The organism is Stenotrophomonas sp. YJH_SMC_21, assembly GCF_059369555.1.
Map to the genome: position 1 here is coordinate 448,744 of NZ_JCAFSU010000002.1, position 12,496 is coordinate 461,239.

Sequence of the window (12,496 nt, forward strand, 5' to 3'; positions counted from 1 at the left end):
GCTGGGGCGCTCAGGCAAGCCCCGTGAACAGGAGGTCCACGCTCAGCGTGAGCGTGGCAGGTCGGTAACGGGCGGCGGAACGGCCGGGGCCGGGCGCGGCGCGGGCGCTGGCGGGGTCTTGTCGCGGCTGCGTTCGATCACTTCCACCTTCGGCTCCTTCCATGGACCGGTCACCTTGTAGGTGCGGGCGCCGATCTCGCCGAGCGGTTTGGACAGTACCGCATTGGTGGCCGCGCCGAGCGCCGCGCCCACCGGGCCACCGGCCACCGCGCCGACCACCGTCAGCAGGTTGCCGGCGCGCGGGTTGACATCGATGGTCTGGTCGAACCGCTGGTTGCGCAGGTCGGCCTGGCCGCGGATGGTGATGTTCGCCGCCGGGCCCTCGATCAGTACCTTGTCGGTGCGGGCCATGCCCTGCCCGAACTGCACGCTGCCGTCGACCTGGTTGAACGCGAAGCCCTTGGAGAAGAAGTCGCGGAAGTCGAACATCAGGCGCCGCGGCAGCTGGGTCACGCTGAGCAGGCCCAGCACACGGCCAGCGCCCGGCTCCAGCTCCAGCAGCTGGCCATTACGCGCGTGCAGATCAAGGCTGCCCTGCAGATTGGCCAGCTGGAAGTCCGACGGCCCCCCGCTCCAGGAGGCCTGCAGCTGCGCCTGGCCAGAGCCGCCACGCAGCTGGCCGCCGTAGTCGAGGTTCTGCATCAGGCCGCCCAGGTCCTCGCTGCGCACCTGCGCGGTCAGCTCGGTGCGGGCACCACCGGTGCGACCCAGCCAGCGACCGCTGATGTCGATTTCCTGGTCGGGCGCGCGGAAGCGCAGCTCGTCCACGTTCAGGCCATTGGCCAGCGGCCGCGTACGCAGCACCGCCTGGCCCAGCACCACCTTGCCGAACTTCAGGTCGGCGATGTCCAGCGCGAACGGCGGCAGCTTGGCCGGGTCCATGTCGTTGGCGCCGGCCTGCACCCGGGCTGGCGCGGCCGCGCCCGGCGCCGGCGGCAGCGACTGCCAGTGCACACGGTCGAGTCGGCCACTGATGGTGCCTCCTTCGGCGTTGGGTACGGTCAGGCGACCGGCCAGCGAAGGTCCATCCAGGCGCACGTCCAGCGCCTGCGGTCCCGGCTGCAGCTGCAACCGGGTCTGCTCGAAGACGCCGCCGATCAGCATCAGCTTGCCGACCTGCACGTCCACTGCACGCAGCGGCATGCCGTCATCGTCGTTGCCACCACGGGCCAGACTGATCCACTCCAGCGCATCCAGAGTCGGGCTGCGGCCATTGACGGACAGTCCGCTGGGCGGCGGCTCGCGATTGGCATGGTCGCTGCCCAGGGTGACCTGCACACCGGTGCGGTTGTTGTGGCTGCGCGCGGCCAGGGCCAGACGCTGGCCAAAGGCCACATCGATGCGACCAGCGCCCATCGGCAGCTGCGCGGCCACCGTGGTCGCCAGCGGCTCGGTGGCCGGCTTGTCCAGCGGTGCCGGCAAGTCCAGGCGGGTTCCCACCAGATCCGAACTCAGGCGCAGTTCGCTGGGCGGTGCGGGCGCTCCCGGTGCGACTTTGGGCAGGTTGACCGCGATGGTCCAGGGCGAGTTACCCGCGATATAGGGCTTGAGCCACGCCATTTCCGGGGCGCGGTCAATCAGCACACCGGCGTCGAGGTTGGCCGTCAGCTGCGACTCGAACGCCAGCCTGCTGTCGTGCACGTAGCCGCCGGCACGCAGGCTCAGGCGGCCGTCCTGGCCGAGGTGGCGCACCGCCAGTTCCTCGGCACCGAAGCCGCCATTGCTGTAGCGCGCCTGCCCATGCATGTTGTCGAAGGCCAGCTGGAAGCGCTTGTCCACCAGTTTCACACCATTGAGGTCGACCGTGCCCTGCAGGTGACCGCCGCCTTCATCGTGGTGCAGCGGCTGCAGCAGGTCGAAGGTCACATGCGCCGGGCCCGCAGCCGTGAGGTTGTCCAGGGTGTCGCCATAGTCCTTGTGCAATGGGCTCTGCCGCAGCATTGCCAGCAGTCTGCCGGCCTCGCTCTGCGCATCGGCACGCACGTACAGCGGCTGCTGCCCGAAGTCCTGGATGCCCGCCTCGAATTTCTGCACCGCTACACCGGCCAGGTCCCCGCGCCCATGCATGTCGAAGCCGGGGCCGATGAAGGCGATATCGGCGTCGACCTGGCGCATCAGCGGCCAGTCGTGCTGGAAGCGGATGTCGCCGTTGGTGATATGGCCGGTGGCCTCGAAACGACCATCGTTGTTGTCGAACGGCCAATCGTCCAGGTCACCGCTGACCAGGCCGATGCCATTGCGCACCTGGCCGCCGGCCAGCGCCATGTCCAGCCAGTCGGTGGCGCCCTTGCTCATCTTGGAGTGGATCCAGAAGCGCTTGGCCGCCGTCATCGGCACATCGTCCAGCTTGGCCGCCAACTGCAGCCAGGGCCGCGTGCCGTCGCCCTGGAACCAGACACCACCGCGCACATCGGCCGCGTAGTCGGTGCCTTCCACGCGCATCGCCGCAGTGCCGATACGCCAGCCACCGCCCTCGTCACGCCAGCCCACGATCTGTCCAGCCAGGTGCAGGTCGTGCCGCACGCCGAAGCCGGTGGGCCAATCGAACTGCAGCTGCCGTTGCGGTTGCAGCTGCAGGCTGAAGCCATCGGCGTCGCCCTCGAAATGTCCCCCCAGGCCGCGTAGACCCGGAGAATTGCCAACGCTGGCAAAGCCCAGCGACTGCAGCTCGCCCTGTGCCCGCAACGGGCCATCACGTTCGCCGGCCAGTTGCAGCTCTCGCACATCCAGCTGCGGTTTGGACAGGAACAACCAATGGCGCAGGCCTGGCTCGAGGCGATCACTCAGCGCCAGCGCACGCAGCGCCGTACCGGCCTGTACTTCGCCGGAACTCACCCGCAGCTGCCTGCCAACCTGCAACTGCAGGCCATCGAGCTGTTGTTCGCCGTCTTCGGTCTTCAAACGAAGGCGCGGTACCTGCAGCGCCCAACCATCGGCCTGGCGCTGCCAGCGCAGGCGCGCCTGCAAGCGCTGCAGCTGCAACCGCGGCGTTGCCACGTCGGGCATCGGTGCACCGTCGACGCGCACGTCACGCAGGTCCGAATCGGTGGTCAGCGCCACCGGCGCGAAGTCGCGCAGGGTCAGCCACAGGTTCAGCTCACCCTTGCCTTCGCGCAGGCGCACGCCACCAGCTGCCAGCAACGGCGACCAGGCATGGAAATCAACAGGATCGGCACCCAGCCAGGCCTGCCCGTTGCCGCGCGCGCGGTCCACGTCCAGCACTGCGGTCAGCGGCAGGGCATCGGTCTGCGCCCAGGCACGCACGCCCACACGCAGGCGGTCGCCATTGACGCGCAGGCGCAGATCGATACGCGGCAGGGTGGTATCGATACCCAGTCCCGGTGCATGCACACCCAGGCGGCCATCGATCACCTGCAGCTCGCCCAGCCGGCGCAGCGCGTCCAGCGGGTCACCGCCCGTGTCTGACTTCGGCAGGCCACGCACCGACCAGCGGCCGTCCTTGCCCTGCTGCAGGTCCAGTGCCAGGCCACGCAGGCGCAGCTCGGTCAGCGAGCGACCAGGCAGCATCCCGCTGTACATTGACACCAGCACTTCGGCCTCGCCGATGGCCAGGCCCTGACCGGCGCCGATGCGCAGGCCCTTCAGCTGCAGCAGCGGACCACGCCGGGTCCAGGCCGTCTGCAGCTGGTCGAAATGCACCGGCTGGCCGGCACGCTCACTCAGCCAGGCGGCAATCCTGTCGGGGTGACGCTCGGCCAGCGGCAGCAGCTGGCTGAGGGTACCCACCAGCAGTGCCAGCCCGACCAGGCCTACCGCGCAGGCGGCAATGAAATGACGGCGGATCCTTCGCAGTCGCAGGCGCGGCGGCGCGCTCATCGGCCACCGCCGGCCTGCGGCCGGCGAGGATCAGAGCAGAACGACATCGAATTGCTCCTGCAGGTACTGCTCGTCCGCCTGGAAGCGGATGCTCTTGCCGAGGAATTCCTCCAGCTCGGCCACCGCCGAGGATTCCTCGTCGGTGATGCGCGCGACCACCTTGGTCGAGGCGATCACCAGCAGGCGTGCGGCATCGAACTGGCGCACGGCACGGGTGATCTCGCGGAAGATCTCGTAGGTCACCGTTTCGGTGGTCTTGATGCTGCCACGGCCACTGCACTGCGGGCACGTTTCCGACAGCTGGCGCTCCAGGCTTTCCACCGTGCGCTTGCGCGTCATCTCCACCAGCCCCAGCGGAGAGAAGTCGTACACCGTGGTCTTGGCATGGTCGCGGGCCAGCGCCTTTTCCAGGGTGCGCAGCACCTGGCGGCGATGCTCGGCATCGTCCATATCGATGAAGTCGATGATGATGATGCCGCCCAGGTTGCGCAGGCGCAGCTGGCGGGCCACCGCCTGTGCCGCTTCCAGGTTGGTGCGGAACACCGTCTCTTCCAGGTTGCGCTGGCCGAGGAACGAACCGGTATTGACGTCGATGGTGGTCATCGCCTCGGTCTGGTCGATCACCAGGTAACCACCGGATTTCAGCGGCACCTGCTTGTCCAGCGCACGGCCGATCTCGTCCTCCACCCCGAACATGTCGAAGATCGGGCGATCGCCTGAATACAGTTCCAGCTTCTCGGCCAGCACCGGCATGTACTTGGCGACGAACGCCTGCAGCTGCGCGAAGGTTTCCTTCGAGTCCACCTTCACCTTGTCCACGTCCTTGCGGATCAGGTCGCGCACCGAACGCAGCGGCAGGCTCAGGTCTTCATAGATGTTGCTGCACGAGGCCGCTTCGCGGCCGCGGCGCTCGACCACGTTCCAGACCCGCGACAGGTAAGCGATGTCCTCGGCGATGGCCTCGGCCGGCTGGCCCTCGGCATTGGTACGCACGATGTAGCCGTAGCCGCCATGCTGCGCAGACAGCTCGGTCACCAGGGCCTTCAGGCGGGCGCGCTCGGCTTCATCCTCGATGCGCGCGGACACCCCCACCACCTTGGATTGCGGCAGCAGCACCATGTAGCGCGACGGAATGCTGATCTGGGTGGTCAGGCGTGCGCCCTTGGTGCCGATCGGGTCCTTCACCACCTGCACCACGATGTCCTGGCCGTCACGCAGCAGCTCGACGATGGGCACGCTGGCCGGCGGCGGCAGGGTCGTGTTCTCGGTGTCTGCACTGGCCACCGGGGCCGGGCGCACCACGTCGTTGGCGTGCAGGAACGCGGCGCGCTCCAGGCCTACCTCGACGAACGCGGCCTGCATGCCGGGCATGACCCGCTGCACCTTGCCCTTGTAGATGTTGCCGACCACACCCCGGCGCCAACCGCGCTCGATGTGCAGTTCCTGCAGCATGCCGTTCTCGATCACCGCGACCCGGGTCTCGCGCGGGGTCACATTGACCAGGATTTCCTCAGACATCGGCAGCCTCCCTGGCGGCATCGGCAGTGGGGGCCGGCACGCCACAGCGCGCCAGCAGACGATCGGTATGCAGCAATGGCAGCCCCATGACGCCGGAGTAGCTGCCGGAAAGATGTTCGATCCAGCGCTCGGCCCCGCCCTGGATGGCGTAGGCCCCGGCCTTGTCCAACGGCTCGCCGGTGGCGACATAGGCGGCGATGTCGGCGGCGGCGATCGGGGCGAAGGTCACTTCGGAAATGACCAGTTCGCTGTCCAGCCCGTCGGCGCCGACCACCACCACCGCAGTCATCACCTGGTGGGTGCGCCCGGCCAGGCGCGCCAGCATCGCGCGTGCGCCGGCGGCGTCGGCCGGCTTGCCGAAGACCTCGCCGTCCAGCACCACTTCGGTGTCCGAGCCAAGCACCCGCGCCTGCGGATCATCGGCCAGCACCCGGGCCAGGCCGGCGCGCGCCTTGTCGGCGGCGACCCGGCACACATACTGTTCGGCGCTTTCAGCGGGCGCGCGCTGCTCGACGACCTCCAGGTCCAGGGCCTGGAAGGGGCGTCCGAGTCGGGCCAGCAACTGGTTGCGTCGGGGGGAGCGGGAAGCAAGATAGAGCATCGGCACAGCATAACCTGAGGCCGCCACCTGAATCGTCGGCAACCCGTCCCGGAACGCGTTCAACCCCGAACGGGCTCACAGCGCGTTCATCGCTACGACACCACCCTCAACGGCACAACAAGGAGTTCTCCATGCGCCTGACCGCCACCCCGCTGCTGCTTGCCCTGTCCCTCGCCCTTGGAACCTCGATGACTGCCCATGCCGCCCCGTCGTCGCCGTCGATCGCCGCCGCGGCCGAAGGCACGCTGCTGAACATCTCGGCCAATGCCGAAGCCACCCGCGTACCGGACGTGGCCACCCTGTCGGCCGGCGTGGTCACCCAGGCCGCCGATGGCAACAGCGCCATGCGCCAGAACGCCCAGCAGATGGACAAGGTGCTCGCCGCGATCAAGGCCGCCGGCATCGCCGAGCGCGACGTGCAGACCAGCGGCGTCAGCCTCAACCCGCAATACCGCTATGCCGACAACGAAGCGCCGAAGATCACCGGCTACCAGGCCAGCAACACGGTCAGCCTGAAGGTCCGTGACATCGCCAAGCTCGGCAAGGTGCTGGACGCGCTGGCCGCTCAGGGCGCCAACCAGATCAACGGCCCCAGCTTCGAGATCGACCAGCCGGAACCGGTCTATGACGAAGCGCGCCTGGCCGCGCTGAAGAAGGCCCAGGCCCGCGCCCAGACCTATGCCAAGTCGCTCGGCCTTCAGGTGCGCCGCATCGTCAGCATCTCCGAGAATGCCGGGGGTGGTTACCGCCCGATGCCGATGATGCGGACCATGGCCGCCGGCGCGGCGATGGACAAGGCCACGCCGGTCGCCCCGGGCGAATCCACTGTGTCGGTCAATCTGGACGTGGTGTTCGAGCTGGGTCGCTGATCCCATCCGTTCCGGTAGACGGAGGCGGGTCCCGCAGGGGCCCGCCTTTTTCATGGGCCAGGGCGGCTGGCTGAAGGCCAGCCCAACGATCCTGCCCCTGCCTCTAGGCAGTGGCCGGGGCCTGGCGCTAATGATTGGCTGCCAGCCGCGTGCGGCAACCCCGCCACGGGCCCTGGTGCGTTGAGGACTTCGTCACTGGCATGGAGGTGGACCATGGTTCGTACGTATCCCGTTGCATCCCCGCACTTCGACCCCGCCCGCGTTGCCGCCTGGAGCGCGGCCATCGCCCTGCACCTGCTCGCGTTCCTGTTGCTGCTGATCCCGGCGACCTACCAGGCCGTGCAGGTCCCGCGTGACAAGACCACGGTCAGGCTGATCGAGAAGATCCCGCCAACGCCGCCCCCACCGGTGCTGCAGGAACCGAAGGAAGTTGCCCGGGTCGTGCCGAAACCGCAGGCACAGCCGGCGACACCGCCACTGCCGGCCCCAACCGCGACCGTGGAGGAAACGCAGGGCATCACGCTGCCGGCCGCCGAACCGGCCCCGCCGCAACTCGCGCCGAGCGTCGACACCCATGCACCGCTGGCCGGCGCCCAGCTGCAATACCGCAGTGCCCCGCCACCGGCCTATCCGGTCGCCGCACTGCGCAACCATGAGCAGGGCACGGTGCTGCTGCGGGTGGAGGTCGACAGCAGCGGCCAGCCGGTCGCGGTCAGCATCGAGCGCAGCAGTGGCTCGCGCCACCTGGACCAGGCTGCACGCCAACAGGTGCTCAAGCGCTGGCGCTTTGAACCGGCCCAGCGTGATGGTGTAGCGGTACCGGCCATCGGTTTGGTGCCGGTGCAGTTCTCGTTGCCGGACTGACGACCCGGGCCGGTCCGACCGCCTGTCGGACCGGCCTTCGGGACCGAACTGCCAAACTCGGCAAAGTTCCAGTTCAAACGTTACGGATTAAGCAAAATTTCACGACTTCGTCACCCGTCGGAAACCTAGATTGGCCCGTCCCGGACACTCCGGAGACAGCCCTCAACGCTACGGTTTTCCAGTTAGGAGAGAAGCTGTGAAACACCTGATCCAACGGCCCGCCAGCCGCCGCCGCTGCACCCTGGCATCGTCCATCACCCACATCCTTACCGGCGGCACTCTGCTGCTGGTTGGCGCCGTGGCTTCCACCTCCGCCTTCGCGCAGGAGAAGGCCACCAACCTGGACCGCATCACGGTTACCGGTTCGAACATTCCGCGCACCAACACCGAAACACCGTCCCCGGTGCAGGTGGTGACCCGCCAGGAAATCGACCGCACCGGCAAGACCACGGTCGCCGAATACCTGCAGACACTGACCGCCGATGGTTCCGGCTCGATCCCGAAGACCTTCGGCAACGGCTTTGCCGGCGGTGGCGCCGGCATCTCCCTGCGCGGCCTGGGCGCGGGCTCGACCCTGGTCCTGTTGAACGGCCGCCGCATGGCCACCTACGGCCTGGCCGATGACGGCCAGAAGGTCTTCACCGACCTGAGCACCATCCCCCTCGACGCCGTTGAACGCGTGGAAGTGCTGAAGGACGGCGCCTCGGCGATCTATGGCTCCGATGCCATCGCCGGCGTGGTCAACATCATCCTGCGCAGTGATTTCCAGGGCGCGATCCTTCGCGGTTCCTACGGCCTGTCCGGCGACAGCGATGGCGACGCGAAGAAGGCGACCCTGACCGCCGGTACCGGCGATCTGGCCACCGACGGCTGGAATGCCTTCTTCAGCCTGGATGTCGCAAAGACCGACGCGATCAAGATCAGCGATCGCAAGAACCGCAAGTGGATCGGTACCGGCGATACCCGCCCGTGGGGCTATGGCAACAACGCCCAGTTCCTCGGCGGCGCTTTCCTCAGTGGAAAGACCCGCGGCGGTGTTGGTCCGAACGGTTCGGTGTACGACGATCGCAATGTGACCGAAGAGAATCCGGCCTTCCTGGTCGCTTTGCCCGGTTGTGCTGGTCTTACCACGATTCCGGGCCAGACAGAGGCATCCGCGCAGGCGCAGGGCTGCTTGTGGGATCCGAACCAGCTGTATCGCGATCTCACCCCGGAAGAGAAGTACGTCAACGTGTTTGGACGTGCCAGCTTCGCCTTTGGTGAAGGTGGTGAGATCTACACCGAAATCGGCTACTCAAAGAAGGAAACCACCTTCAGCAACACCCCGTCTGGCGTTTCAGGCGGCTGGGGCTATCCGGGTGGCCCGGTCAACGCCAACAGTGGCGACGGCGCTACGGTGCTGGGACCGAACCATCCAGATAATCCGATTCCGGGCCAGGCCTCGCGCCTGCGCTATTCGGCCTGGGATGTCGGTCCGCGTGTAACCAACAACACCAACGAGTTCACCCGCTTCCTGGTCGGCGTCAAGGGCAACTGGGGCGACTGGAGCTACGACACCGCGTATCTGCACTCCGGCACCGACCTGGTCAACAAGCGCACCGGCTTCCTCAACTACGACAATGTACGTTGTGCACTGGCCAACCCAAACTGCGCTGGTGGTGTTTGGCGCATCGGTGACAATGCCGGTATGAACTCGCAGGCCTTGTACGACTTCATTTCGCCGGATATCAGCGCACGTGCGAAGTCGAGCCTGGACATGTTCGACTTCACCGTGTCGCGCAGCCTGATGGACCTGAAGGGTGGCCCGCTGGGCCTGGCGCTGGGTACTGAATGGCGCAAGACCAGCAACAGCCTGACCCCGCAGACCTACACCGACCAGGGCCAGATCATCGGCCTGGGCTACTCGGCCTACGACGGCACCCAGAACGTGTACGCCGGTTACGTCGAGCTGTCCGCACCGGTGCTGGAAACCCTGGAACTGTCCGGTGCGGTGCGCTACGACAAGTACGAGAGCGGTGAAGGCAAGGCCACGCCGAAGATCGGCATCAAGTGGACGCCGGCCGATTGGATCGCACTGCGCGGCAGTTATGCGGAAGGCTTCCGTGCACCGAACCCCGCCGAGAACGGCGATGGTGGTCTGGCAGCATTCTCCAATGCGTCCGACCCCGTGCGTTGCCCGGGCGGCAATCCGGCACCAGGTGCAAACGACGACGACTGTGGCGCTCTGCCGGTCGCCATCATCACCCGCCCGAACAAGGACCTGAAACCGGAAGAGTCCAAGAGCTATTCGGTGGGTATCGTCCTGCAGCCCACGTCCACGACTTCGCTGACCATCGATGCCTGGCAGATCAAGCGCACCAACGAAATCGCCCAGGGCAGCACCTCCGAAGCCATTGCCGCCGGCAACGTGTTGCGTGACAACAACCTGCTAAATGGCGTACCCGGTACCGGCAGCATCCTGGCGGTCAACACGCAGTACATCAATGCCGCATCGACCCGGGTCCGGGGTATCGATACCGATATCCGCCAGACCTTCGATATCGGCCCAGGTCAGCTGGAGATGGACCTGCAGTGGAGCCATGTGCTCAAGTTCGAGCGCACCGATGCCGACGTGACTGTCGACTACGCCGGTACCCACGGCAACTGCGACGTGACCAACTGCATCGGCACGCCAAAGGACCGCATCAACTTCGGCACCACCTGGAGGCAGGGTCCGTGGAGCGTCAGCGGCGTTGCCAACTACATCTCGAAGATGGACAACAAGGACTTCCGTGGTCCGAACGGCTCCTACCTCTTCGCGTATGCAGACGGTACGGACGTCAAGAAGATCTCCTCGTTCACCACCTTCGACCTGTCGGGCCGCTGGAACATCACTGAAGCCTTCGAGCTGAACGCCTCGGTGCAGAACGTGTTCGATCGCATCGCGCCGCTGGATCCGTCCACCTACGGCGGTGTCAATTACAACCCGCTGCACTTCAGCGGCGCCATCGGCCGTTACTTCACTGTCGGCGCCAAGTACACCTTCAAGTAATACCGCTCAACGCACCACCGTCGAAGGCCCGGGCACCTGCCCGGGCCTTCGTCGTTGTGCGCCCCTTGCAGGCATGTTCACGGGCCCACCGCTACCGTGGGTCAGCGGCATCAGCGCCGCAGGGGACATCATGGCCGCGACATCACAACGCCTCGGGCTGCCCGCGTTGACCGCACTGGTGGTCGGCTCGATGGTCGGTGCCGGCATCTTTTCATTGCCGCAGAACGTGGCGCGCAGCGCCGGTCCGGCGGCGGCGCTGCTCGGCTGGGCGGTCAGCGGCGCCGGCATGCTGATGCTGGCCTTCGTGTTCCAGGCCCTGGCCAACCGCCGGCCGGATCTCGATACCGGCATCTACGCATACGCGCGCGAAGGCTTCGGCAACTACATCGGCTTCTCCGCCGCGTGGGGCTACTGGGTTGCCTCGGTGCTCGGCAACGCCAGCTTCTTCGTGCTGATCTTCAGTGGCCTCGGCCACTTCATGCCGGTCTTCGGTGAAGGCAATACCCCGGCCGCCGTGGCCGCTTCGTCGCTACTTCTCTGGACCGTGCACCTGCTGGTGCTGCGCGGCCTGCGCACCGCCGCCATCGTCAACGGCCTGGTGACGGTGGCCAAGCTGCTGCCTATCACGTTGTTCCTGATCCTGGCCGCCGGTGCCTTCCGCATGGATGTGTTCCGTGCCGATTTCCTTGGCGCGCCCGCACTCGGCGATCTCGGCCAGCAGCTGCGCGGCATGATGCTGGTGACCGTGTGGGTATTCATCGGCATCGAAGGCGCCAGCATCTACTCGCGGCGCGCGGCCCGTCGCGCCGATGTCGGCCGCGCCACGGTGATCGGCTTCCTCGGCGTCTGGCTGCTGCTGGTGCTGGTCAGCCTGCTGTCGATGGGCGTGCTGTCGCAGGCCGAACTGGCGGGGTTGCCCAATCCGTCGATGGCTTACGTGCTGCGCGCCATCGTCGGCGAGTGGGGCGCGACGGTGATCATCGTCGGCTCGATCATTTCGGTACTCGGCGCGCTGCTGGCCTGGGTGCTGCTGTGTGCCGAAGTGCTGTACGCCGCTGCAGGCGACGGCACCATGCCGGCCTTCCTGGGACGCGAGAATGCGCGCGGCGTGCCCGCCAACGCGCTGTGGCTGAGCAATGGCTTGATCCAGCTGTTCCTGCTGCTGGTGCTGGTCAACTCCGGCAGCTACACGGGCCTGGTGCTGCTGGCGGCCTCGATGAGCCTGGTGCCCTACTTCCTGTCCACCGCGTTCGGCGTGCAGCTGGCGTGGCGCGGGGACGCCTATGCGGGTGAACCGGGCGTGCGCTGGCGTGATTTCGCGGTGGCGCTGCTGGCCAGTGCCTACGCGTTGTGGCTGGTGTATGCAGGAGGCCTCGACAACCTGCTGCTGTCGGTGCTGCTGTATGTGCCCGGCGTGGTGGTGTTCGCACTGACCCGGCTGCAACGCGGTGAGCAGGTATTCACGCGTTGGGAATGGGTGTTGTTCGGCGCCATTCTGGTGGTGGCCATCGCTACGCTGGTGGCGTTCTCCAGAGGTGAGCTGGCACTGTAGAGTCGAGCGCGGGCTCGGCTCTACAACAACGCAAAAAAAAGACCTGCATCTTGCGATGCAGGTCTCTTCAAGGTGGCGCCCGAAGTTGGACTCGAACCAACGACCCCCTGATTAACAGTCAAGTGCTCTAACCGGCTGAGCTATTCGGGCAGACGACTAGTATA

Annotated in this window: 7 protein-coding genes and 1 tRNA gene; 4 read left to right on the top strand and 4 right to left on the bottom strand. The window is 66.8% G+C overall.

Annotated elements, in window-relative coordinates; translation table 11 throughout:
* Window positions 1-42 precede the first annotated feature (42 nt).
* The 3 genes from AC5P67_RS04965 to AC5P67_RS04975 are packed head-to-tail and all read right to left on the bottom strand — an operon-like array spanning window position 43 to window position 6,016.
* Entirely contained in the window at window positions 43-3,897 is a 3,855-nt protein-coding gene (locus AC5P67_RS04965; RefSeq protein ID WP_495214351.1) for a YhdP family protein, read from the bottom strand.
* Window positions 3,898-3,927: 30 nt separating this feature from the next.
* Window positions 3,928-5,415, bottom strand: a complete 1,488-nt coding sequence (gene rng, locus AC5P67_RS04970; RefSeq protein WP_005410529.1) for a ribonuclease G — start codon at window positions 5,413-5,415, stop codon at window positions 3,928-3,930.
* A complete protein-coding gene (locus AC5P67_RS04975; protein ID WP_032966937.1) occupies window positions 5,408-6,016 on the bottom strand; it encodes a Maf family nucleotide pyrophosphatase in 609 nt (202 codons plus the stop codon). Before AC5P67_RS04975 ends, rng begins: the two co-directional genes overlap by 8 nt.
* A gap of 131 nt (window positions 6,017-6,147) precedes the next feature.
* Here AC5P67_RS04975 and AC5P67_RS04980 point away from each other — a divergent pair, with 131 nt between their 5' ends.
* From AC5P67_RS04980 to AC5P67_RS04995, 4 genes are all read left to right on the top strand, one after another.
* Window positions 6,148-6,885, top strand: coding sequence for an SIMPL domain-containing protein (locus AC5P67_RS04980; protein ID WP_005410531.1), 738 nt, complete (start codon window positions 6,148-6,150; stop codon window positions 6,883-6,885).
* A 213-nt stretch (window positions 6,886-7,098) separates the two neighbouring features.
* On the top strand, window positions 7,099-7,749 hold the full coding sequence (locus AC5P67_RS04985) for an energy transducer TonB (RefSeq protein ID WP_241889362.1): 651 nt from the start codon (window positions 7,099-7,101) through the stop codon (window positions 7,747-7,749).
* 196 nt (window positions 7,750-7,945) lie between these two features.
* Window positions 7,946-10,780 (top strand): TonB-dependent receptor, encoded by a 2,835-nt coding sequence (locus tag AC5P67_RS04990; RefSeq protein WP_043034741.1) that lies wholly within the window; start codon window positions 7,946-7,948, stop codon window positions 10,778-10,780.
* Window positions 10,781-10,910: 130 nt separating this feature from the next.
* Window positions 10,911-12,332, top strand: a complete 1,422-nt coding sequence (locus tag AC5P67_RS04995) for a basic amino acid/polyamine antiporter (RefSeq protein WP_012480928.1) — start codon at window positions 10,911-10,913, stop codon at window positions 12,330-12,332.
* Window positions 12,333-12,405: 73 nt separating this feature from the next.
* Here AC5P67_RS04995 and AC5P67_RS05000 read toward each other — a convergent pair.
* Window positions 12,406-12,482: transfer RNA gene (locus AC5P67_RS05000), tRNA-Asn, on the bottom strand.
* Window positions 12,483-12,496: the final 14 nt, after the last annotated feature.